Raw genomic sequence first — 22,260 nt, 5'->3', positions numbered from 1 at the left:
GCCGCGCTTGTCCATCGTCCGTTCAGACGAAGTGCTCTCCTCCCTGCTGCTCTTAGACTCGCCGCAGGTGCTGTGAAAGAGGTACTGCGCGGTTGCGGCAGTCTCTTTCGGCAGCGGAAATCTGCAGGCGCGGCAGTGCCTGGCACAACAGCAGGAGACGAACTTGGCTGAACAGGAATGGATGTCCGAAGTGCGTGCCAAGGTGGGTCGCGAGTACGGTCGCGTCTACGCCTGGGACGAGGTCAATGCGCCGATGATCCGGCAGTGGTGCGAGGTGATGGGCATCGACAACCCGCTCTACACCGATGCGGCCCATGCCGCCGCCAGCGAATTCGGCGGCATCGTCGCGCCGCCGGCGATGCTGCAGGCCTGGTGCCTCGAAGGCCTGCACATGAACAACTACGCGCCGGGCTCGACCGACGAGAACCCCTACGAAGTGCTGAAGACGATGGAGGCGAACGGCTACCCCTCGGTGGTGGCGGTGAACTCCGATCTCAGCTTCGAGCGCTACCTGAAGCTGGGCGAAAAGCTGTACTACACCACCCGGCTCGATTCGATCGGCGAGGAAAAGACCACCGCGCTCGGCACCGGCTTTTTCGTCACGCTGATCATGACTTTCTTCTCGCAGAAGGCCGAAGGCGACGAGAAGGTCGGCCAGCTGCTGTTCCGCGTGTTCAAGTTCCGCCCGGCCAATGTGCCCAAGCCGGCGGAGAAGGGCGCGGCGCCGGCGCTGCCCAAGTACAAGCGGCCCCAGCCCGGCGTCAGCGACGACACCCGCTTCTTCTGGGAAGGCGTGCAGGCTGGCAAGCTGCTGATCCAGCGCTGCACCTGCTGCGGCACGCTGCGCCATCCGCCGGCGCCGGTGTGCATCGACTGCCATTCCTTCGACTGGGACACGGTCGAGGCCTCGGGCAAGGGCGAGATCCATTCCTTCGTCGTCATGCACTACCCGGAGGTGCCGCCGTTCGAGCATCCCAATCCGATCGGCCTGATCGACCTCGACGAAGGCGTGCGCCTGGTCGCCGGCCTGGTCGGCGTCAAGCGCGACGAGATCGAGATCGGCCAGCGCGTTCAGGTCGAGTTCCAGTCCTTCGACGACGGCGAGCTGACCTTGCCGATGTTCCGTCCGGTCGCGGGCTGAGGAGGCGGACATGGACTTCCAGTTGAGCGAGGATCAGCGCGCGATTGCCGACATGGCCGGCAGCCTGTTCGCCGACCTGGGCACCGACGAGCGCCTGCGCGCCTTCGATGCCGCCGGCGAGCCCTACATGGCCGATTTGTGGGCCAAGTGCGTCGAAACCGGCCTGCATTCGCTGGCCATTCCGGAAGAGGCCGGCGGCAGCGGCCTCGGCATGACCGAACTGATGCTGGTGCTCGAAGCCCAGGGCCGAAGCCTGGGCCAGGTGCCGCTGTGGCGCCACCAGCTCGGCGCCGCGACGCTGGCCCGCTTCGGCGGCGCCGAAGGCGCGGAAATCGCCGCCGCCGCGGCGGAAAGCAAGCTTTTGATCACGCTGTCGCTCGACGGCGCCGCGCGCGCCGAAGGCATCGCGCTGCGGGCGCGGCGCGACGGCGAGGGCTGGCTGCTCGATGGCCTCGTCCGCGCCGTGCCGCTGGGCGCCGAGGCCTGCCGCGCGCTGCTGCTGGCCGATACCGGCGAGGGCCCGCGGCTGGTGTCGGTGGATCTGCGCGCCGACGGCATCGGCAAGCTCGCCGGCGTGCTCACCCACGGCGAGGCCGTGGCCGACCTGCGCTTCGACGGCCTGCGGCTGACCGCCGCGGCGGTGCTGCCGCAAGCCGCACTGCCCTGGCTGGAACAGCGCGCCATCGCCGCGCTGGCCGCGCTGCAGCTCGGTGTCAGCAGCGAGCAGTTGAGCCGTACCGTCGCCTACATCAACGAGCGCCGCCAGTTCGACCGTGCCATCGCCACCTTCCAGGCGGTGCAGATGAGCATGGCCGACGCCCGCATCGCCATCGAGGCGCTGCGCTCGGTGCTGTGGCAACTGGTGTACCGGCTCGACGCCGGGCTGCCGTCGCCGTCCGAGGCGCTGGCGGTCAAGTACCTCGCCGCCGAATGCGGCCACCTCGTCGGCCACAAGGCGCAGCACGTGCATGGCGGCATCGGCGTCGATCTGACCTACCCGATTCACCGCTACCTGTACTGGAGCCGCGCGCTCGGCATCACCCTGGGCGGCAGCGCCGCCACGCTCGAACGACTCGGCGACTGGCTCGCCAACAACGACAAGCTGGGATGGAAATATGACCTCGAAGAACAGCAAGCGCTTTGACGACGTGCGCCCCGGCGAGGCGCTGCCCGAGCTGGCGATCCCGATCACGACGACGCTGATCGCCTCGTGCGCGATCGCCACGCGCGACTACTTCCCCGGCCACCACGACATGGAAGCCGCGCAGCAGCTCGGTTCGCCGCACGTGTTCATGAACATCCTGACCACCAGCGGCCTGGCCCAGCGCTTCGTCGAGGCCTGGGCCGGCCCGGCGGCGCGCTTCAAGGACCTGCGGATCAAGCTCGGTGCGCCCAACTACCCGGGCGACACCATGACTTTCAGCGGCGAAGTCGTCCGCGCCGACGCGGCCAGCCGCGAGGTGGACGTCGCGCTCAAGGGCAAGAACTCGATGGGCAGCCACGTGACCGGCACGGCCACGCTGGTGCTGCCCTGATATGCGGAGAACAGCACACATGACGGACATCTCCATTTCCGGCCGCGCCGCCATCGCCGGCCTGGGCGCGACCGAATTTTCCAAGAACTCCGGCCGCACCGAACTGCGCCTGGCGATGGAAGCGACGCTGGCCGCGCTGGCCGACGCCGGCATCGACCCGTCCGAGGTCGAAGGCTTTTCGTCCTACACCATGGACAAGGTGCCGGAATACGAAATCGCCCGCCTGCTCGGCTGCAGGAACGTCAAGTTCTTCTCCACCGTGCCGCACGGCGGCGGCGCCGCCTGCGCGCCGATCCTGCACGCGGCGATGGCGGTGGCGACCGGCGTGGCCAAGGCCGTGGTGGTGTACCGGGCGATGAACGAACGCTCCTGGTACCGCTTCGGCACCGGCACCTACGGCTTCGGCTCGACGCCGATCTTCGAGAACGTCAACTACGGCTGGTACATGCCCTACGGCTTCCACACCCCGGCGGCCTGGGTGGGCATGTTCGCCCGCCGCTACATGCACGCCTACGGCGCCACCAGCGAGGACTTCGGCCGCGTCTCGGTCGCGGTGCGCGACTTCGCCGCCACCAACCCGGCGGCCTTCTTTTATGGCAAGCCGATCACGCTGGAAGAGCACCAGGCGTCGAAGTGGATCGCCGAGCCGCTGCGCCTGCTCGACTGCTGCCAGGAATCCGACGGCGCGGTGGCGATGGTCATCACCTCGGCCGAGCGCGCCCGCGACCTGAAGCAGAAGCCGGTCATCATCAAGGCCGGCTCGCAGGGCATCACCAGCGGCCAGCAGAGCATGACCTCCTACTACCGCGACGACATCACCGGCCTGCCGGAAATGGGCGTGGTGGCGAAGGAGCTGTACGCCCAGTCCGGCCTCGGCCCCGATGCCTTCCAGACCGCGGTGATCTACGACCACTTCAGCCCCTTCGTGCTGCCCCAGCTCGAGGAGTTCGGCTTCGTCAAGCGCGGCGAGGCCAAGGACTTCATCCGCGCCGGCCAGCATGCCCGCGGCGGTGCGCTGCCGATCAACACCCACGGCGGCCAGCTCGGCGAGGCCTACATCCACGGCATGAACGGCGTCGCCGAAGCGGTGCGCCAGGTGCGCGGTACGGCGGCCAACCAGGTCGCCGGCGTCGACAACGTGCTGGTCACCGCCGGCACCGGCGTGCCCACCAGCGGCCTGATCCTGGGCGCCTGACAAGGAGAGCGGACGATGTTCGTCGATCTGACCCCGGAACAACGCGCGCTGCGCCTGAAGGTGCGCGACTACTTCCAGAACCTGATGACGCCCGAGCTGCGCCGCGAACTGCGCGGCAAGGAAGGCGGCGCGCTGTACCGCGACACCATCCGCCGCATGGGCGCGGACGGCTGGCTGGCGGTGGGCTGGCCGAAGGCGCACGGCGGCCAGGGCTACGCCGCCACCGAGCAGTTGATCTTCTTCGAGGAAGCCAACATCGCCGGCGCGCCGCTGCCCTTCGTCACCATCAGCACCGTCGGCCCGGCGCTGATGGAGCACGGCACCGAGATGCAGAAGAAGACTTTCCTGCCCGGCATCGCCGCCGGCGAGATCATGTTCGCCATCGGCTATTCCGAACCCGAGGCCGGCTCCGACCTCGCCACGCTGAAGACCAGCGCCCGGCTCGACGGCGACCACTTCGTCGTCAATGGCAACAAGCTGTGGACCTCGGGCGCCGAAGCCGCCGACTACGTCTGGCTGGCGGCGCGCACCGACCCGGCGCTGCCGCGCCACAAGGGCGTCTCCATCCTGATCCTCGACACCCGCGCCGAAGGCTTCTCGCACACCGTCATCCCGACCTGCAGCAACCCGACCGCGGCGACCTACTACGACAACGTCAAGGTGCCGCGCGACATGCTGGTGGGCGAGCTCAACGGCGGCTGGAAGCTGATCACCGCGCAGCTCAACCACGAGCGCCTGGGCCTGGGCTCGTGGTCGGACAAGGTCGCCGGGCTGTACCGGCGCGTGCTGCTGTGGGCCAGGGCGGCGGACGAGAACGGCCGCCGGGCGGTCGAACCGGCCCTGGGTGCGCAGCCTGCTCGCCGAATGCTACGCCCGGCTCGAAGCGATGCGGCTGATCAACTTCCGCATCGCCGCCGGCCTGGAAAGCGGCCAGGTGGACGTGGCGCTGGCCTCGTCGACCAAGGTCTATGGCTCCGAGTCGGCGGTCGAGATCCTGCGCAAGCTGTCGGAAATCGTCGGCGCCAGCGGCCTGGTGCGCGACGGCTCCGCCGCCGCCGCGCTGCTCGGCGAGCTGGAATACGAAGTGCGCGCCTCGGTCACGCTGACCTTCGGCGGCGGCACCAATGAGATCCAGCGCGAACTGGTGGCACAGTTCGGCCTTGGCATGCCGCGTTCGCGCTGAACCACGCACAGGAAGACGACATGAGCACCCTCGAAGATTTCCGCCGCGAAACCCGGGCCTGGCTCGAAGCCAACTGCCCGCCGTCGATGCGCACGCCGATGCCCGACGGCGAACTGGTGTGGGGCGGCAGCACGGTCGAATTCAGCTCGGCAGACCAGCGCCTGTGGTTCGAGCGCATGCGCGACAAGGGCTGGTTCTGCCCCGACTGGCCGGCGGAGTACGGCGGCGGCGGGCTGACGGCCGAACAGAACGCGGTGCTCGAAAGCGAGCTGCGCCGCCTGCGCTGCCGGCCGCCGCAGATCAACCTCGGCATCTGGATGCTCGGCCCGGTGGTGCTGGAATTCGGCAGCGAGGAGCAGAAGCGCGAGCTGCTGCCGCCGATGGCGCGCGGCCAGGTGCGCTGGTGCCAGGGCTTCTCCGAACCCAATGCCGGCTCCGACCTGGCCAGCCTCAAGACCTCGGCAGTCGATGCTGGGGATCATTTCCTCGTCAATGGCACCAAGATCTGGACCTCCTACGGCGACAAGTCCGACTGGATGTACATGCTGGTGCGCACCAACCCCGACGTGCCCAAGCAGCAGGGCATCAGCCTGCTGGTGGTGGACATGAAGTCGCCCGGCATCGAGGCGCGGCCGATCGACCTGATCAGCGGCAAGTCCTCGTTCTGCCAGGTCTTCTTCGACAACGTCAGGGTGCCCAAGCGCCAGCTCGTCGGCCCGCTGGACGGCGGCTGGACGCTGGCCAAGGCGCTGCTGCAGCACGAGCGCCGGGCGATGTCGAAGTTCGGCGAGTTCAGCCTGCCGACGCATTTCGACCTGCTGTCGATCGCCGGCCGCTACCTGCCGCCGGCGGATTCGCCCTCGCCGGCCGATCTCGCGCTGCGTCATCGCGTCCATGCGATGGCGATGGACGAGATGGCCTACAGCCTCAGCGCCCAGCGCATGGGCGAGGAGGCGCGGGCGCGGCGCAACGTGTCCGGCCTGATGGCGATCATGAAGCTGGTGCATTCCGAGCAGGAGAAGGACAAGTTCGAACTGCTGCTCGACGTGCTCGGCCACCGTGCGCTGGGCTGGGAGGATGAGGCTTGCGAGGCCTTCGAGGCGCAGGAACTGGCGCTGGCCAGGGCCTGGCTCGGCAGCTTCGCGCAGACCATCGCCGGCGGCTCGTCCGAAGTGCAATTGAACGTGATCGCCAAGCGGGTGCTGGAACTGCCCGAAGGCAATGCCGGCAGGCAAGGCAAGTGAGGAGGCAGTCGCCATGAGTCTGGTTTATTCCGAAGAACAGCAGCTGCTGGCCGACACCGCCGCCGAATTCCTGCTGGCGAAGAGCCCGGTCGCCGCCCAGCGCGCCTTGCGCGATGCCGGAGCGGCCGAAGGTTTCGACGCCGCGCTGTGGCGCGAGATGGCCGCCATGGGCTGGAGCGCGATTCCCTTCCCCGAAGCGCTCGGCGGCCTGGCCTTCGGCTGCAAGGGCCTGGGCGCGGTGTTCGAGCAGATCGGCCGCAACCTGTCGGCCTCGCCGCTGCTGTCGAGCGTGGTGCTCGGCGGCGCGGTCATCGAGCTGGCCGGCAGCGCAGCGCAGCAGGCCGAGTGGATGGCGGCGCTGATCGGCGGCGACAGGCGCATCGCGCTGGCGGTCGACGAGTCGCCCCGGCACGACCCCGCCGCCATCACGCTGCGGGCCGCAGCCAATGCGGACGGCTACCTGCTGGACGGCAGCAAGACCTTCGTCGCCGATGGCCTCGGCGCCGATGCCTATGTCGTCGCCGCGCGCAGCGCCGGCCGGGCGGGCGAGCGGACCGGCATCAGCCTGTTCCTGGTGCCGGCCGATGCGCCTGGCCTGCGGGTGTCGCCGATGCGGACGCTGGATTCGCGCAACCACGCGGTGCTGGTCCTGGAGGGCGTGCAGCTCGGCGCCGGGGCCTTGCTCGGTACCGCAGGCGCAGGTTTCGAGGTGCTCGACGCGGCGCTGGACCGTGGCCGTGTCTGCCTCGCGGCCGAACTGCTCGGCGCCTCGCAGGCGCTGCTGGACATGACCGTCGAGTACCTGAAGACGCGCGTGCAGTTCGACGTGTCGATCGGCAGCTTCCAGGCCTTGCAGCACCGCGCCGCGTGGTGCCACGTCCATCAGGAACTGGCGCGCAGCGCGGTGATGGCCGGCCTGGCGGCGATGGACGATCCGGCGCTCGATGCGGCCGCGCGTGCGCGCCTTGCGAGCCTGGCGAAATGGAAGGCCGGCGATGCCGCCCACCGCATCAGCCGCGAGGCGGTGCAGATGCACGGCGGCATGGGCGTCACCGACGAGCTCGACGTCGGCCTGTTGCTGAAGCGCATCCGCGTCGCACAGGCCAGCCTGGGCGACGGTGATTTCCACGTCCAGCGCTACGGCGAACTCGCGACCGCGGAGGACTGAGGCGAGACGCGCCGATGAGCTGGCTTCCGCAGGCCCGGCCGCGCGATGAACTGCTGGCCCGCCATGGCGAGTCCTTCAAGTGGCTGGTGCTGGCCGTGGTCGGCGTCGGCACGATCGCGGCGGTACTGGCGACGACCAGCTTCAACGTCGCCGTGCCGGCGCTGAGCATGGACTTCGGCCTCGGCCAGCACCAGGTGCAGTGGGCGATCACCGGCTTCCTCGCCGCGCTCACCGTCGCCATGCTGCCGACGCCGTGGCTGCTCGACCGCATCGGCTTCCGCCGGCTCTTTCTCGGCGCCAACCTGCTGCTCGGCCTGGCCAGCGCCGCCGGCGCGCTGGGCGACAGCTTCGGCTTCGTCGTCGGCATGCGCGTGCTGCAGGGCGTGGCCGCCGGGCTGCTGCAGCCGCTGCCGATGCTGGCGGTGATGCGGCTGTTCCCGGCCGGCAGCCAGGGGCGGGCGCACGGCATCCTCGCCTTCGGCATCGTGCTGGCACCGGCGGTGGCGCCGGCGCTGGCGGGCCTGCTGCTGGACAGCTTCGGCTGGCCGGCGATCTTCCTGATGAGCCTGCCGTTCTGCGTCATCGCCGGCGTCGCCGGGCTCTATCTGCTGCCCAGTCCGGAGCCGGCGGCGCCACAGCCTTTCGACTGGCTCGGCGTCGGCATCCTGTGCGCCGGTTCGCTGCTGGCGATCGATTTCATCGTCAGCCTGCGCAAGCATGGCCTGCTCGATCCCTGGGTGCTGTCGCTGCTCGCGCTGACGGCGCTGTGCATCATCGCTTTCGTCGTCCATGCACGCCGCGCCGCCGCGCCGATTGTGTCGCTGGGCCTGCTCACCGAGCGCAACTTCGCCATGACCGGCGTGGTGACGCTGGTCTATGGCTTCGGCCTCTATGGCTCGACCTACCTGATTCCGGTCTTCCTGCAGAGCGCGCTCGGCTACGACGCCACGCTGGCCGGGCTGGCGCTGCTGCCTTCGGGGCTGCTGCTGGCGGTGGTGATCCCGTTCGCCGGCGTGCTGACCGACCGCCACTCGCCGCGCGCCGTGATGGCCTGGGGCCTGCTGCTGTTCGGCCTGTCCTTCCTGCTGTTCGCCTGGCGCGGCGCCGCCGCCGGCTACGCCGAAGTGATCGCTTTCAGCCTGATCGGCCGCTTCGGCCTCGGCCTGACGATTCCGGCGCTGATGGTCGCGACCATGGCGCGCGTGCCGCCGCCGTGGCTGGGCCAGGCCTCGATGGTCAGCAATTACAACCGCCAGCTCGGCGGCGTGCTCGGCGTGGCGGTGGTGGCGGTGTTCGTCGAATGGCGTTCGGCGGTTTACGGCGCGCTCGAAGGCGGCGTGCAGCTCGCCTACGTCGAGGCTTTCCTGCTGCTGGCGCTGGTGTTCGGCCTCGCGCTGGCGGTGGCGATGCGCATGGAGCCGCGGCTGCGCTGAAATGCCGGGCAAATGAAGAAAAACACACGGAGACATTCAGGTGACGACGGAACATACGGAAGGACTGGAACACCCGGAGTGGGGCCCGATCCTGCAGGGCCTGCAGCAGCGCCGCGAGGCCGCCGAGGCCATGGGCGGCGAGGACAAGGTGCAGCGCCATCGCGCCGGCGGCAAGCTGGATGCCCGCCAGCGCCTCGAGCACCTGTTCGATGCCGGCACCTTCGTCGAGCTGGGCGCCTTCGTCGGCGGCATGGCGGGTGAAGATGGCGCGGCCATTCCGGCCGATGCCCTGGTCGCCGGTTTCGGCAAGGTGGATGGCCGGCCGGTGCTGGCCGGCGCCGAGGACTTCACCGTGCTCGGCGGCTCGATCGGCGACGGCGCCGCGGACAAGCGCTACCGGCTGACCCAGCTCGCCGCGCAGGAGCGCGTGCCGCTGGTGTTCATGCTCGAAGGCGCCGGCCACCGCCTGACCAACAGCCACGCGGGCCGGCGTCCCAACGACCTGCAGGGCCTCGCCGACCTCTCCGGCCAGGTGCCGATGGTCTGCCTGGTGATGGGGGCCGCGGCCGGACACGGGGCGCTGACGGCGCCGATGTCGGATTTCGTCGTCATGACCGAGGCCGCCTCGATGTTCGCCGCCGGCCCGCCGCTGGTGAAGGCCGCCACCGGCGAGGCGGTGAGCAAGGAACAGCTCGGCGGTCCGCAGGTGCATGTGGCGGCGTCCGGCGTCGCCCACAACCTCGCCGCCGACGACGAAGCCGCGATCGCACTGGCCCGCCGCTACCTGTCCTACTTCCCGTCGAATGCCTGGGAGCGGCCGGCCCGCAAAACCGAAGGCGACGTCGGCGAGCGCAGCCTGGACGGCATTCTCGATCTGGTCAGCCCGAATTCGCGCAAACCCTACCGGATGCGCAAGGTGCTGCAACTGCTGGCCGACGAGGGTAGCCTGCTGGAGATACAGCCGAAGTTCGGCGCCTCGGTGGTGGTGGCGCTTGCCCGCCTGGGCGGGCGCAGCGTCGGCATCGTCGCCAACGACCCCAGCGTGATGGCCGGTACCATCGATGCCGACGGCGCCGACAAGGCCACCCATTTCATGGACGTGGCGGGCGCCTTCCACCTGCCGATGATCTTCCTCGCCGACAACCCCGGCGTCATGAGCGGGACGCGGGCCGAGCAGTCGGGCGCGCTGCGCCACGCCGCGCGCATGTTCGTCGCCCAGCGCCGGCTGCAGGTGCCCAAGCTGCACGTCACCCTGCGCAAGGCCTTCGGCTTCGGCTCGTCGATCATGGCGATGAACCCTTTCGACGGCCAGACCCTCAGCCTGGCTTTCCCCGCGGTGACGCTGGGTTCGTCGCCGGCGGCCAGCGGCGCGGATTCGGCCAAGCTGGACGAGGCCACCCGGGCCAGGATCGAAGCCGAGCAGGCCGGCGGCTCCTACCAGTTGGCGGATCGCATGGTCTATGACGACGTGATCGACCCGCGCGAGCTGCGCAATGCGCTGCTGCGCGGTCTGGAGCTCGGCGAGGGGCGTTTTGCCGAAGCCTGCGGGCCGAGGCGGGTCGCGGGCATCACGCCGTGAGTCGATAGCTTGCGGTTCTCCGTCCCGGCCGGGCGCCCCTTCGCCGATTCCTCGCCAGCTTTGCTGCGGGGAAAAGGAAGAAGGGACGCCCGGCCCGCGGGCGCGGCACCCGATGTTCAGCGCCAGGCCCGGATCGCCGCGATCGCTTCCGCCGCTACCGTGTCGTGGGCCGGGTCGTTCGGCACCGTCAGCGTGATGCGGTCGACCAGGCCGCCGAAGCGCGACGCCAGGCGCTCGGGCAACTGGTCGTAGCGGCCGGAAACCAGGAAGGTGTCGAGTACTTCGTCGGTGAAGATCGAGGGCATGTCCTTCCAGCGCTTCTCGCGGGTCAGCGCGAGCAGGCGTTCGCCGACTTCCTGCCAGCCGAACAGCTCCAGGCTGGCCCAGTAGGCCGGGGTGGAGAACAGGAAGGCGAGCATGTCGCGGAAGCGTTCGCGCTCGGCGGCGACGGTGGCGTCGTCCGGGCCGGTGGCGACGAACTGGCTGGCGCTGACGAGCGGCCGGGCGCAGGCCGGGTCGCGCTTCTCCACGCCGACGGCGATCTGCGGCAGGATGATTTCCTTCAGGTAGCGCACCGAGGTGTTGGTCGGGTGGGTGTGGATGCCGTCCGCGCTCCGGCCGACCAGTTCCAGCATCTTGGGGCCGACGGCGCCGAGCATCAGCGGCACGTCGGGGGCGTCGATCGGGCCGGGGTTGAAGAAGGGCTGCAGGCGGGTGAACTTGTAGTGCTCGCCGACGTAGTCGAGCGGCTCGCCGGTGCGGAAGGCATGGAAGATGGCGCGCAGCGAGCCGAGGTATTCGCGCATGCCGGCGGCCGGCGGCAGCCAGCGCGCGGAATAGCGGTCCTCGATGTTCTGCTTGATCTGCGTGCCCATGCCGAGCTCGAAGCGGCCGCCGGACATCTTCTGCAGATCCCAGGCGGCGAGGGCGACGTTCATCGGGCTGCGCGGGAAGACGATCAGCACCGAGGTGCCGACCTTGAGCCGGCTGGTGGCCGACAGCGCCTGGCAGGCCAGCAGCAGGCCGTCGTGGATCGCGTCGGAAACGAACAGGCCGTCGTAGCCCATGGCTTCGACGCGGCGGGCGAACGCGCCCATGTCGGCCAGATTCAGGTTTTCCGGGGTGGAGGCGAAGATCTCGAACATGAAGGCTCCAGGTAAAGGCGGAGTCGGGGAATGGCAGGGGCCGCGAGGGAGACGGGAGCGCCCCCCGGCGGCGGGCATGAAGCGGTCAGTGCTGGCGGTAGCGGCGCTGCACGTGTTCCTGGCGGATCGCGATCTGGCGGCGGCGCTCCTGCGGCGTGATCGTGCGCGTCTCCGCCGGCAGGTGCTGGTTCACTTCGGCCAGCAGCACTTTTTTCGCCGTCGCCCAGGGCAGCTTGTCCATCGGCTTTTCCGGGTAGGCCCAGCGGATCGCCATGTAGCCTTCGGGCTGGCCGGTGGTGTCGAGCCAGTTGGCGATGCCCGGGTCGCGGTGCGAGATCACGAAGCGGTAGACGTTGTCGGTATCGCGGTGGGCCTGCAGGCCGCTGAGGCTGCTCTGGTAGTTGGCGAAGTCGAGCGACTCGCCCCAGATGTTGCCCAGGCTGAAGCCGATGTAGACCGGCTCGACCGGCTGGTGCAGCTCGACCACCAGGGCTTCGTCGTCCGCCAGCTCGAACATGCCGCCGCAATAGACGTTGGTGGCCATGCCGCCGGCGGTGGCGAGCGAGGCGGCATTGGGCTTGTTGACGTCGTTGCGCGGCATGAAGCATTTGCCGTCGCCGTTCATGTCGCCGTAGCACTCGCACACCACGGCATAGAACTCGTTCCAGAAATGCACCTGGTTGCGGGTGAAGCGGCCGATGTCGGCGATCTGCCTGGCCGCGGCTTCGGGCGTGTAGGCCGGCATCGGCTGGCCGAGCAGGTCGTTGCGGTAGATGAAGAGTTCGAGCAGGTCCTCGTTTTCCCAGTCGCAGAAGAGTTCGCGCAGCATCACCAGCTGGCTGACGTATTCGCGCGTCTCGCTGACGCCGTCCTTGTTCCTGCGCGTGCGGCTGGCGCGGGTGAGCATGAAGTTGCCTTCGTAGCCGGGCGGCTTTTCCGGCGCCAGCAGGATCTCGAAGCTGCCGTCGGCCTCGACTTTCAGCTCGGTGCAGTCGAGTTCGGCGCAGTTGATGCGCGAGCCCGGCTTCAGTTCCTTGAGGCTGCCGCTTTCGCCCGAGTAGCCGCTCGGCGCTTCGAAGATCACGTAGTGCGGCGCCTTGCGCACGCCGGGCGCCGACTGCCTGCCGCGCCAGGCGCTGGTGTCGCCGGCGCGGCCGCGGATGGTGTAGCTGTGATTGCCGTCGATCGGCGCCATCAGGTAGATGGCGTCGCAATTGTCGATGGTCGAGCGGTTGAGCGGCTGGATCGCACGCACGAAGTAGGGAAACTCGGGCGTCGGGCCGAGGCAGCGCGAGATCGAGCCGTACAGGAAGCCGAGCACGTAGCGGTAGCCTTCGGCGAGGTTGCGCGGCGTTGCCGGCGGCGGCCACAGCCGGGGGTCGTCGATCGCGTCGCGGGCTTCCTGCAGTTGCCCGATCATGCCTTCCCAGGCCTGGCGCAGCAGCGCGGCGGCATCCCGGGCGGCGGGGTCGCGGGCTTCGGCGTGGGCCTCGACGGTCTCGAACACGGCGTCGTGCAGGGGATTGGGTTCATACATGGGCCGTCTCCTTGGCTTCCTGGCTGGCCGCCGGGGCGTCGTCGTCCCAGCGGAATCGTTCGAACAGCGGCGCCAGCCGCCGGCGGATTTCGCCGTCGTCCAGGCCGAACTCGGCGAGGCTGTAGCGGTGCTCGGTCTCGTGCTTGCGGCTGCGGGCCGCTTCGGCATCGAGGAAGGCAGAGAAGGCCGGCGTGAGCTCGAGGCCGAGCTCGCGATAGACGTCCTCGATGGCCGCCTTCGGCTCGCTGGTGAGGCGCCGGTAGTCGATGACCGCGTAAGGCGTTTCGGGGTGGCGCTGCAGCACTTCGAGTGGATACAGGTAGGTCTCGTACGACAGCCCGGTCATGACCTCGTTGGAGCGTCGGATGCGCTCCTGCGACAGGTTGCCCTGCAGCTTCCAGCCGACGTTGAGCAGTTTCAGCAGGCTGGGGATGGTTTCGTAGGGATTGCGGTAGAGCACGACGAAGCGCGCGTCCGGAAAGGCCTCGAGCAGCGACTCGACGCGGCCGCAGTAGGTCGGGTTCTTGCTGAGGTGGATGCGCCGGCCGCCGTTCAGGTAGAGCTGGCGGCGCACGCATTCCTTGTAGAACTTCATCATGCGGCGGCGGCTGGCGGCGGAGCGCTGGTCGATGTGGAAGAAGTCCAGCTCGCTCATGTAGGGCAGCTTGGTCAGCCAGAAGCCCGAGGCGCAGGAGTTGAAGTACATCAGGTCGTCTTCTTCCGGGATCGTCAGCCCCATCTTGTGGATGTGCTGGGTGGGGCCGAACTTGCGCTTCTCCCAGGCCTGCAGCCGGCGCTCGATGCGGCGGCCGAACAGCCCGGCGTCGAGCCGCGCGACCAGGCGCACCAGCTTCTTCTGCAGCAGCGAAGGCAGCAGCAGCTCGTAGTACTTGAAGGTGGAAAAGCGCTCGTCCGCGCCCATCAGGCGGTGGGCCAGCGTGGTGCCGCTGCGGGCGTGGCCGATGATGAACACCGGGCGCTCGACGCGGGTGCGCCACAGGCCGGGAAACAGGATGCCGTCGAGGAAGAAGCAGACGGCGGTGACGCCCGCGCGCAGCGGAATGTGCAGCAGCAGGAGCTTGTACAGGCCGCGGCGCTGGCGCGGGTTGCTTTCCTGGCGAACCAGGCGCAGCAGCTTGAACCAGACGGTGAAATCGAAGTAGTACGACAAGCCTGTCTCCTTATTTTCCGGTGTCCGGGCCGGCTTCGCCGGGCATCTTCTTGAGGTAGCGGACGAGCATCGCGTGCAGCTCGTCGACGAAAGCCTGGCTCAGGATCAGCTCGGGGTTGCGGTCCAGCGTGGCGTGGATCGTGCCTTCGAGCGTGCTGGCCACCATCTGCGCCGCCAGCCCGAAGTCCTGCACGCGCAGCGCGTCGCGATGGGCTTCGAGCGCAGACGGCAGCCATTCGGCGGTGGTCGGCTTGTTGGGGTATTTCCGCCGCGAATAGGCCTCGAAGTCGTATTTCCAGTGGATTTCGAGATAGAAATCCTGCAACTGCAGGTAGAGCCGGCGGTGGCGGGCGACCTGCTCGTCGACGAAGAAGCCGAGCGTGGCGTCGAGCGAAGCCTTGGCCAGCGCGATCGCCTGGCGGTCGAGGCGCCTGATCTCGTCGAGCTCGGAGGTCAGTAGCTCGTTGCAGATGTCGGCGGCGATCGCATGCTTGTCGGCGTAGTACTGGTACAGGCTGCCGATGCTGATGCCGGCGACTTCGGCGATGCGGTTGGTCGTCAGCCGCGCATGTCCCTCGTTCTTCAGGATGCGCAGGGCCGCCTCCCGGATCGCCGTCAGCGTGGCGGCTGCGCGCGATTGGGTCGGACTGCGGCGAAGGGGAGAAGGGTTGGAGGCCATGGGGTTTTCCTGCTGGCGGGTGCGGTCCATTTGAGCAAACGGCCGCTGGCCTGGCTACTCGCATTCGGACTAGGGGGTACTGCGCTTTTTGTGCAATAAGTCGTGTGAAAACAGCGGCTTGCGAAAGTCGTAGGATTGCTGTTCGCATAAACCGAGCAAAGCTCGGTTTTTCGGGCACAGGACGGGGCCGTGGAACTCCGTCCGGCGCTGCCTTCAGGCGGCGTCCGGTGTGCCCCAGGCGGCGAAATGCGGGTTGGCGAAGTCCGCCTTGCCGTAGCGCAGCGGGCTGCCGTCCAGGGTGTGCACGCAGCCGCCGGCGGCGCGCAGCACGGCATCGCCGGCGGCGATGTCCCATTCCATGGTGCGGCCCAGGCGCGGATAGACGTCGGCTTCGCCGGCGGCCACCAAGCACAGCTTGAGCGAGGAGCCGGCATTGGTCTGCTCGGCGACCTTGCGGCCGGCAAGGAAGGCGGCCAGCGCCTCGGCGTCGCCGTGCGAGCGGCTGGCGACAACGGTCAGGCCTTCGGCGGGCGGCTTGCGGGTGGCGATCGGGCGGCGTACGCCCTTGTCCTCGACGAAGGCGCCCAGCCCGGCGGCGCCGGCGAACAGGCGGTCGAGCGCGGGGGCGAAGACGATGCCGAGCACCGGCCGGCCGTGTTCGATCAGCGCGATGTTGACGGTGAATTCGCCGTTGCGGCCGATGAACTCCTTGGTGCCGTCGAGCGGATCGACCAGCCAGAAGCGTTCTCCGACCGCGGGAATGCGGCCGGCGGCGGCCTCTTCTTCCGACACGGCCGGCACGTCCGGCGCCAGGCGGGCGAGTTCGGGCAGGATCAGCGCCTCGGCGCGCTCGTCGGCCTCGGTGACGGGCGAGGCGTCGTCCTTGCCGCGCACGGCGAAGTCGGTGGCGTAGATCCGCATGATGGCGTCGCCGGCGGCGCGGGCAAGCGGCAGCAGGGCGTCGAGCAGGGCGGAATGGTCGGGCGGTCGGGTCATGGGTTTTCCTTGGCGGTGTGCGGGCCGCCCCGCGGCGGGCGGGGCGGCAGCGGCTTCAGTCTGCGATGATGCCGCGCTGGCGCAGCGTGGTGATGACCGCGTCGGCGGCGGCTTCGAGCGACAGCCGGGCGGCGTCGAGCTTCAGTTCCGGCGTTTCGGGCGCCTCGTAAGGCGAATCGATGCCGGTGAAGTTCTTCAGTTCGCCACGGCGGGCCTTCTTGTACAGGCCTTTCGGGTCGCGCGACTCGGCCACTTCCAGCGGCGTGTCGACGAAGACTTCGATGAACTCGTCCTCGGCGACCAGCGCGCGCGCCATGCGCCGCTCCGACTTGAACGGCGAGATGAAGGCGGTCAGCACGATCAGGCCGCAGTTGACCATCAGCTTGGCGACTTCGCCGACGCGGCGGATGTTCTCGACGCGGTCGGCATCGGTGAAGCCCAGGTCCTTGTTCAGGCCGTGGCGCACGTTGTCGCCGTCGAGCAGGTAGGTGTGATGGCCGAGCGCATGCAGCTTCTTTTCCACCAGGTTGGCGATCGAGGACTTGCCGGCGCCGGACAGACCGGTGAACCAGAGCACGCAGCTCTGCTGGTGCTTCAGCGCCGAGCGCGCCGCCTTGTCGACATCGACGTGCTGCAGGTGGATGTTGTGCGCGCGGCGCAGCGCGAAATGCAGCAGGCCGGCGCCGACGGTGTTGTTGGACAGGCGGTCGATCAGCGTGAAGCCGCCGGTGTCGCGGTTGTCGCGGTAGGCGTCGAAGGCGATCGGGCGGTCGAGGCTGAGGTTGCACACGCCGATCGCGTTCAGCTCCAGCTTCTTGGCGGCGATGTGCTCGAGCGTGTTCACATTGACCTGGTACTTGATGTCGGTGACCGTCGCCGTCACCGTCTTGGCGCCGATCTTGAGCAGGTAGGGGCGGCCGGGCAGCAGCGGCTCGTCGTGCATCCAGACGATGGTGGTCTCGAACTGGTCGGCCACTTCGGCGGGCGCCTCCACGGTCGAGATCATGTCGCCGCGCGAGATGTCGATCTCGTCGGCCAGCGTCAGCGTCACCGACTGGCCGGCGACCGCCCGTTCCAGATCGCCGCCGTGGGTGACGATGCGGGCCACCGTGCTCTCGCGCCCGGACGGCTGGACGCGGATGCGCTGGCCCGGCGAGATCGCGCCGCCGGCGATGGTGCCGGCGAAGCCGCGGAAATCCAGGTTGGGCCGATTGACCCATTGCACCGGCAGGCGGAAGGCCGTGTGCTGCAGGCGGCTGTCGTTGACCTCCACCGTTTCCAGGTAACCCATCAGCGTGCTGCCGTGGTACCAGGGCATGGCTGCGCTCGGCGCGGTGATGTTGTCGCCGCGGAAGGCGGACAGCGGGATGAAGCTCACGTCCTCGAGGCCGATGCGGGCGGCGAATTCGCGGTAGTCGTCGACGATGCGGGCGAACACCCGTTCCGAGTAATCGACCAGGTCCATCTTGTTGACGGCGACGACGACGTGGCGGATGCCGAGCAGCCTGGCCAGGTAGCTGTGGCGGCGGGTCTGGGTCAGGATGCCCTTGCGCGCATCGACCATCAGGATGGCGACGTCGGCGGTGGAGGCGCCGGTGACCATGTTGCGGGTGTATTGCTCGTGCCCCGGCGTGTCGGCGACGATGAACTTGCGCTTGTCGGTGGAGAAGAAGCGGTAGGCGACGTCGATGGTGATGCCTTGCTCGCGCTCGGCGGCGAGGCCATCCACCAGCAGCGCGAAGTCGATCGCCTCGCCCTGGGTGCCGTATTTCTTCGAGTCGCTTTCGACCGCGGCGAGCTGGTCTTCGAACAGCATCTTGGCGTCGTACAGCAGGCGGCCGATCAGCGTGCTCTTGCCGTCGTCCACGCTGCCGCAGGTGATGAAGCGCAGCAGGCTCTTGTTCTCGTGCGCCTTCAGGTACTGCTCGATGTCGGTGGCGATCAGGTCGGATACGTGTGCCATGTCAGAAGTACCCCTCTTGTTTCTTCTTTTCCATCGATGCCGCGGAGTCGTGGTCGATCATGCGGCCCTGGCGTTCGGAGCTGCGGGCCAGCAGCATCTCCTGGATGATGGCCGGCAGGGTGTCGGCCTCGGACTCGATCGCGCCGGTCAGCGGGTAGCAGCCCAGGGTGCGGAAGCGCACCTTCTTCTGCATCGGCACTTCGCCCGGCTTCAGCGGCATGCGCTCGTCGTTGACCATGATCAGCGTGCCGTCGCGCTCCACCACCGGGCGTTCGGCGGCGTAGTACAGCGGCACGATCGGGATGTTCTCGAGGTGGATGTATTGCCAGATGTCGAGCTCGGTCCAGTTCGACAGCGGGAACACCCGGATCGACTCGCCCTTGTGCTTGCGGGCGTTGTAGAGCTTCCACAGCTCGGGCCGCTGGTTCTTCGGGTCCCAGCGGTGCTGCGCGCTGCGGAAGGAGAACACGCGCTCCTTGGCGCGCGACTTCTCTTCGTCGCGGCGGGCGCCGCCGAAGGCCGCGTCGAAGCCGTACTTGTCCAACGCCTGCTTCAGGCCCTCGGTCTTCATGACGTCGGTGTGGATCGCCGAGCCGTGGGTGAAGGGGTTGATGTCCTTGTCGACGCCTTCCGGGTTGACGTGCACCAGCAGCTCCATGCCGGTCTCGCGCACCATGCGGTCGCGGAAGCGGTACATGTCCTGGAACTTCCAGCGCGTATCGACGTGCAGCAGCGGGAAGGGCGGCACCGCCGGGTAGAAGGCCTTCATCGCCAGGTGCAGCATCACCGCGCTGTCCTTGCCGATGGAGTACAGCATCACCGGCTTGTCGGCCTCGGCCACCACCTCGCGCAGAATGTGGATGCTCTCGGCTTCGAGACGTTGTAGATGGGTCAGTGTCATGGGTTCTCCAGCCTGCATGCAGGTTTCGGGGACGTAGGGGCACCCGCTGCGCGGCCTTGCCGTGCGGTGAAGTGCGTGAAGCGAAGGGAAGGGGAAAACTCAGGCGCTGCTGTGGAGCGCGATCATACGCCTGGGGTCGGAGTCCGGCGGCGGGCTGCCGCCGGTCAGGGGCAGCCCGGCCGCGTTCTGTGGCAGGACTTCGTACAAGGTGCTGCGCTGCTGCAGCGGGCGGCCGCAGCTTGCGGCGATGGCGCGCAGGTCGCCGGTTTCCATCGACTGGCCGTTGGCGCCGCCGGCGGCGCGGGTGATCGATTCGTACATCAGCGTGCCGCCGAGGTCGTTGGCGCCGGCTTGCAGGCACAGCGCGGCGCCGGTGGCACCCATCTTCACCCACGAGGTCTGGATGTTCGGGATCAGCGGGTGCAGCACCAGCCGGGCGACGGCGTGCATCAGCACCGCTTCGCGCAGCGTCGGGCCTGAGCGCGCGCCGCCCTTGTGCCACAGCGGCGATTCCATATGCACGAAGGGCAGCGGCACGAACTCGGTGAAGCCGCCGGTCCTGGCTTGCAGCGCGCGGATCGCCAGCAGGTGGCGGGCCCAGTGCCGCGGTTCCTCGACGTGGCCGAACATGATCGTCGCCGTGCTGCGGATGCCGACCTCGTGCGCGATCTCCATCACTTCCAGCCATTGCGCGGTGTCGAGCTTGTCGGCGCAGATGAGGGCGCGCACTTCGTCGTCGAGGATTTCGGCGGCGGTGCCCGGCAGCGTGCGCAGGCCGGCGTCGCGCAGGCGGATCAGGTAGTCGCGCAGCGGCAGGCCGAGCGTGGCGGCGCCGTGGCGGATCTCGAGCGGCGAGAAGGCGTGGATGTGCATCGCCGGCGTCGCCTGCTTCACCGCCGCCAGCAGTTCGAGATAGCTGTCGCCTGTGTAGTGCGGGTGGATGCCGCCCTGCATGCAGACTTCGGTGGCGCCGCGCAGCCAGGCTTCCTCGGCGCGGGCGGCGACCTGCGCGGCGTCGAGCCGGTAGGCGGGGCCGCGCAGCGTCGATGCGGCGTGGCTCTTGGCGAAGGCGCAGAAGCCGCAGCGGTGCTGGCAGATGTTGGTGTAGTTGATGTTGCAGTTGCGCACGTGGCTCACGGCCTCGCCGACGGTCTGCCGGCGCAGGCGGTCGGCGGCGTCGATGACCGCGTGCAGCTCGTCGCCGTGGGCATCGAACAGGCGGACGATGTCGTCTTCGCCCAGCGTCCGGCCCTGCTCGGCGCGTTCGATGGCCGCGCGGAGAGGGGCGGATACCGGGGCGGAGGCAGTGGATGACATCGCCGCCGCTCGCCGCGCGAAAGGCTGCAGCGCCGCGGCCGACGGCGGCGTGCCGGTGCCCGCCAGCCAGTCGTCGGGCCGGGCGAAGCCGCTGGCGTCGGCGCGGCGCAGCAGTGCAGTGGCGATCGGCGCCGGCACCCAGCGCGCCGCTTCGCGGACGTAGGACGGCACCAGCGGCAGGCGCAGCCGCAGCTGGCGGCCATGCAGCGCGGTTTCGGCGGCGAGGGCGTCGATCTGCGGCCAGGCGGCTTCCGGATTGACGTGGTCCAGCGTGACCGGCGAGATGCCGCCCCAGTCGTTGATGCCGGCGCGCAGCAGCGCTTCCAGTTCGCCGGGGCGCAGGTTGGGCGGCGCCTGGATCGACATCGCGGCGCCGAACACCAGGCGCGCCATCGCGATCGTCCATGCGTGATCGTCCAGCGCAGGTTCTTCTGCGCCGGCCATCACCGTGCCGGGCTTGGCGCGGAAGTTCTGTACGATGATTTCCTGCAGGTGGCCGTATCGGCGGTGCAGCTCGCGCAGCGCGAGCAGCGAATCGATGCGCTCGCGGCGGGTTTCGCCGATGCCGATCAGGATGCCGGTGGTCATCGGTACGCCGAGTTCGCCGGCGCGGCGCAGGGTGTCGAGGCGCACGCCGGGCAGCTTGTCCTCGCACTTCCAGTGCGGGCCGCCGCGCTCGCACAGGCGGGTGGAGGACGATTCGAGCATGATGCCCATCGAGGCCGACATCGGACGCAGCAGGGCGATTTCGTCCGCGTCCATCGTTCCCGGATTCACATGCGGCAGCAGTCCGGTTTCGCGCTGCACCAGCGCGGCCATTTCGGCCAGGTAGCCGATGGTCGAGTCGTGGCCGAGCGCGGCGAGGGCGTCGCGGGCCGCGCGGTAGCGCGACTCGGGGCGCTCGCCCAGCGTGAACAGGGCTTCGTGGCAGCCGGCGGCGACGCCGGCGCGGGCGATGGCGAGGACTTCGTCGGCGCTCAGGTAGGCGCTCGGCACGCGGCCCGGCGTGGTGGCGAAGGTGCAGTAGCCGCAGGTGTTGCGGCACAGCCTGGTGAGGGGGATGAAGACCTTGCGCGAATAGCCGACGCTGCGGCCGTGGCCCGCCAGCGTCATCGCTTCGGCGGTGCCGAGCAGGGCGGCCAGCGGCGCCTGTTCGGCGAGCAGATGGATGTCGTCGTCCGCCAGCATGCCGCCGCTGCGGGCATGGTCGAGCAGGCTCAGGATGCGGTCAGGCATGGCATGGTTCTCCGGCTGGCGGTGGGTTGGGCAAGAAGCGGGGACGAAGGCGAGGCGAAGGCTGCGGTGCCGACGGCGGGGGCCGTGAGGCAGGCCAGGTCGTCCGGGGTGTCGATGTCGAGCGCGAGTCCGCCGATCCGCGGCAGCGCCGGCGACAGGCCGCGAGCGCGGGCAGCCGCCAGGTGGCGGGCCAGGCTGTGCGGGCCGAAGGCGAACGGGAATCCGCTGACGGGAAAACCGGCGGCCCCGCCGATCAGCAGCGCATTGGTGCCGCTGCCGTGGCGATCCGCGGCCAGCGCCATGCCGGCCGGGCGGCCGGCGCGGACGAAGCGGTCGATGTCGCCGGCCTGCACGCCGGGCAGGTCGGCATGGACGATCAGCAGCTCGCTTGCGCCGAGCGCCTGCAGCATCGCGGCGCCGTCGCCGAGCGCGGCATTGAGCCCGCGGCCGGCGTCCGGAAGTGCGAGCACGCCGGCAGGCAGGCGTGCCGGTTCGCCGGTCACGACGGCGACATGGTCGATTTCGCGCGCGGCGGCGAGCGCGGACAGCACCTGGTCGAGCATCGCGTTGACCAGCTCGGCGCGGCCCGCAGCGTCCAGCAGGCCGGCCAGCCGGCTCTTGCCGAGCTGGCGTGCCTTCAGCGGCACCAGGGCCCAGCGGCTCATGGGCGCGCTCCCGCGGCGATGCCCGGCAGGCGGCTTGTGCCGTCGCTGCCGGGGTGGCCGAAACAGGTGTCGAAAGAGAGGAGCATGGCTCGTGTCCGCATGGTCTTGGTGAGTTCCTGGGGAAAATTGAATCACCTCAGGTATGGCTGCCGCTACTCGCTTTGGCGCCTTG

The 22,260-nt window shown here is 69.1% G+C and carries 18 protein-coding genes and 1 pseudogene; 10 read left to right on the top strand and 9 right to left on the bottom strand.

Annotation, left to right across the window (positions count from 1 at the left end; all coding sequences use genetic code 11):
• Positions 1 to 163 precede the first annotated feature (163 nt).
• From QM748_RS10675 to QM748_RS10630, 10 genes and pseudogenes are all read left to right on the top strand, one after another.
• Positions 164 to 1,141, top strand: a complete 978-nt coding sequence (locus QM748_RS10675; protein ID WP_415246952.1) for an OB-fold domain-containing protein — start codon at positions 164 to 166, stop codon at positions 1,139 to 1,141.
• A gap of 10 nt (positions 1,142 to 1,151) precedes the next feature.
• Complete coding sequence (locus QM748_RS10670) at positions 1,152 to 2,285, top strand: acyl-CoA dehydrogenase family protein (protein ID WP_415246951.1); 1,134 nt, start codon at positions 1,152 to 1,154, stop codon at positions 2,283 to 2,285.
• The gene (locus QM748_RS10665) at positions 2,257 to 2,676 is read left to right on the top strand and encodes a MaoC family dehydratase (protein ID WP_341643805.1); all 420 of its coding nucleotides are present in this window, start codon (positions 2,257 to 2,259) and stop codon (positions 2,674 to 2,676) included. The genes QM748_RS10670 and QM748_RS10665 overlap by 29 nt, the downstream gene beginning before the upstream one ends.
• Before the next feature lie 19 nt (positions 2,677 to 2,695).
• Positions 2,696 to 3,871: a lipid-transfer protein gene (locus QM748_RS10660; protein ID WP_341643806.1), complete on the top strand. Its 1,176-nt coding sequence runs from the start codon at positions 2,696 to 2,698 to the stop codon at positions 3,869 to 3,871.
• Between the two features lie 15 nt (positions 3,872 to 3,886).
• A pseudogene (locus tag QM748_RS10655) lies at positions 3,887 to 4,426 on the top strand (acyl-CoA dehydrogenase family protein); the annotation flags it as partial.
• Between the two features lie 289 nt (positions 4,427 to 4,715).
• A complete protein-coding gene (locus QM748_RS10650) occupies positions 4,716 to 5,054 on the top strand; it encodes an acyl-CoA dehydrogenase family protein (RefSeq protein ID WP_415246950.1) in 339 nt (112 codons plus the stop codon).
• 20 nt (positions 5,055 to 5,074) lie between these two features.
• Positions 5,075 to 6,298 (top strand): acyl-CoA dehydrogenase family protein, encoded by a 1,224-nt coding sequence (locus QM748_RS10645; protein ID WP_415246949.1) that lies wholly within the window; start codon positions 5,075 to 5,077, stop codon positions 6,296 to 6,298.
• 13 nt (positions 6,299 to 6,311) lie between these two features.
• Entirely contained in the window at positions 6,312 to 7,466 is a 1,155-nt protein-coding gene (locus tag QM748_RS10640; protein WP_415246948.1) for an acyl-CoA dehydrogenase family protein, read from the top strand.
• A 14-nt stretch (positions 7,467 to 7,480) separates the two neighbouring features.
• Entirely contained in the window at positions 7,481 to 8,899 is a 1,419-nt protein-coding gene (locus tag QM748_RS10635; RefSeq protein ID WP_415246947.1) for a DHA2 family efflux MFS transporter permease subunit, read from the top strand.
• Between the two features lie 40 nt (positions 8,900 to 8,939).
• A complete protein-coding gene (locus tag QM748_RS10630; protein ID WP_415246946.1) occupies positions 8,940 to 10,478 on the top strand; it encodes an acyl-CoA carboxylase subunit beta in 1,539 nt (512 codons plus the stop codon).
• 116 nt (positions 10,479 to 10,594) lie between these two features.
• Here QM748_RS10630 and QM748_RS10625 read toward each other — a convergent pair whose 3' ends face one another.
• The 9 genes from QM748_RS10625 to cofC all read right to left on the bottom strand — a co-directional run bounded on the left by QM748_RS10625 (position 10,595) and on the right by cofC (position 22,088).
• Positions 10,595 to 11,623: a TIGR03617 family F420-dependent LLM class oxidoreductase gene (locus QM748_RS10625; protein ID WP_415246945.1), complete on the bottom strand. Its 1,029-nt coding sequence runs from the start codon at positions 11,621 to 11,623 to the stop codon at positions 10,595 to 10,597.
• A gap of 85 nt (positions 11,624 to 11,708) precedes the next feature.
• On the bottom strand, positions 11,709 to 13,160 hold the full coding sequence (locus tag QM748_RS10620) for a hypothetical protein (RefSeq protein WP_415246944.1): 1,452 nt from the start codon (positions 13,158 to 13,160) through the stop codon (positions 11,709 to 11,711).
• Complete coding sequence (locus QM748_RS10615) at positions 13,153 to 14,331, bottom strand: sulfotransferase family protein (RefSeq protein ID WP_415246943.1); 1,179 nt, start codon at positions 14,329 to 14,331, stop codon at positions 13,153 to 13,155. The genes QM748_RS10620 and QM748_RS10615 overlap by 8 nt, the downstream gene beginning before the upstream one ends.
• Positions 14,332 to 14,341: 10 nt before the next feature.
• The gene (locus tag QM748_RS10610; RefSeq protein ID WP_415246942.1) at positions 14,342 to 15,010 is read right to left on the bottom strand and encodes a TetR family transcriptional regulator; all 669 of its coding nucleotides are present in this window, start codon (positions 15,008 to 15,010) and stop codon (positions 14,342 to 14,344) included.
• A gap of 213 nt (positions 15,011 to 15,223) precedes the next feature.
• Positions 15,224 to 16,006, bottom strand: a complete 783-nt coding sequence (gene cysQ / locus QM748_RS10605) for a 3'(2'),5'-bisphosphate nucleotidase CysQ (RefSeq protein WP_415246941.1) — start codon at positions 16,004 to 16,006, stop codon at positions 15,224 to 15,226.
• A gap of 55 nt (positions 16,007 to 16,061) precedes the next feature.
• Positions 16,062 to 17,969, bottom strand: coding sequence for a sulfate adenylyltransferase subunit CysN (gene cysN / locus QM748_RS10600; protein ID WP_415246940.1), 1,908 nt, complete (start codon positions 17,967 to 17,969; stop codon positions 16,062 to 16,064).
• A 1-nt stretch (position 17,970) separates the two neighbouring features.
• Entirely contained in the window at positions 17,971 to 18,870 is a 900-nt protein-coding gene (gene cysD / locus QM748_RS10595) for a sulfate adenylyltransferase subunit CysD (RefSeq protein ID WP_415246939.1), read from the bottom strand.
• 99 nt (positions 18,871 to 18,969) lie between these two features.
• On the bottom strand, positions 18,970 to 21,423 hold the full coding sequence (gene cofH, locus QM748_RS10590; RefSeq protein WP_415246938.1) for a 5-amino-6-(D-ribitylamino)uracil--L-tyrosine 4-hydroxyphenyl transferase CofH: 2,454 nt from the start codon (positions 21,421 to 21,423) through the stop codon (positions 18,970 to 18,972).
• Positions 21,405 to 22,088, bottom strand: coding sequence for a 2-phospho-L-lactate guanylyltransferase (gene cofC / locus QM748_RS10585; protein ID WP_415246937.1), 684 nt, complete (start codon positions 22,086 to 22,088; stop codon positions 21,405 to 21,407). Before cofC ends, cofH begins: the two co-directional genes overlap by 19 nt.
• Positions 22,089 to 22,260 lie beyond the last annotated feature (172 nt).

The sequence above is a fragment of the Thauera sp. genome, assembly GCF_047601425.1.
Lineage (GTDB): Bacteria > Pseudomonadota > Gammaproteobacteria > Burkholderiales > Rhodocyclaceae > Thauera.
The sequence above is the reverse complement of the archived record's forward strand: the minus strand, read 5'-3'. Positions and strand labels throughout refer to the sequence as shown.

Excerpts from the sequence above, each read along its gene's own strand:
- QM748_RS10665 (WP_341643805.1), top strand. The coding sequence starts at position 2,257 with ATGACCTCGAAGAACAGCAAGCGCTTTGACGACGTGCGCCCCGGCGAG.
- QM748_RS10620 (WP_415246944.1), bottom strand. The coding sequence starts at position 13,160 with ATGTATGAACCCAATCCCCTGCACGACGCCGTGTTCGAGACCGTCGAG.
- QM748_RS10635 (WP_415246947.1), top strand. The coding sequence starts at position 7,481 with ATGAGCTGGCTTCCGCAGGCCCGGCCGCGCGATGAACTGCTGGCCCGC.
- QM748_RS10660 (WP_341643806.1), top strand. The coding sequence starts at position 2,696 with ATGACGGACATCTCCATTTCCGGCCGCGCCGCCATCGCCGGCCTGGGC.
- QM748_RS10610 (WP_415246942.1), bottom strand. The coding sequence starts at position 15,010 with ATGGCCTCCAACCCTTCTCCCCTTCGCCGCAGTCCGACCCAATCGCGC.
- cofC (WP_415246937.1), bottom strand. The coding sequence starts at position 22,088 with ATGAGCCGCTGGGCCCTGGTGCCGCTGAAGGCACGCCAGCTCGGCAAG.
- QM748_RS10640 (WP_415246948.1), top strand. The coding sequence starts at position 6,312 with ATGAGTCTGGTTTATTCCGAAGAACAGCAGCTGCTGGCCGACACCGCC.
- cofH (WP_415246938.1), bottom strand. The coding sequence starts at position 21,423 with ATGCCTGACCGCATCCTGAGCCTGCTCGACCATGCCCGCAGCGGCGGC.
- QM748_RS10625 (WP_415246945.1), bottom strand. The coding sequence starts at position 11,623 with ATGTTCGAGATCTTCGCCTCCACCCCGGAAAACCTGAATCTGGCCGAC.
- cysN (WP_415246940.1), bottom strand. The coding sequence starts at position 17,969 with ATGGCACACGTATCCGACCTGATCGCCACCGACATCGAGCAGTACCTG.
- QM748_RS10645 (WP_415246949.1), top strand. The coding sequence starts at position 5,075 with ATGAGCACCCTCGAAGATTTCCGCCGCGAAACCCGGGCCTGGCTCGAA.
- cysQ (WP_415246941.1), bottom strand. The coding sequence starts at position 16,006 with ATGACCCGACCGCCCGACCATTCCGCCCTGCTCGACGCCCTGCTGCCG.
- QM748_RS10670 (WP_415246951.1), top strand. The coding sequence starts at position 1,152 with ATGGACTTCCAGTTGAGCGAGGATCAGCGCGCGATTGCCGACATGGCC.
- cysD (WP_415246939.1), bottom strand. The coding sequence starts at position 18,870 with ATGACACTGACCCATCTACAACGTCTCGAAGCCGAGAGCATCCACATT.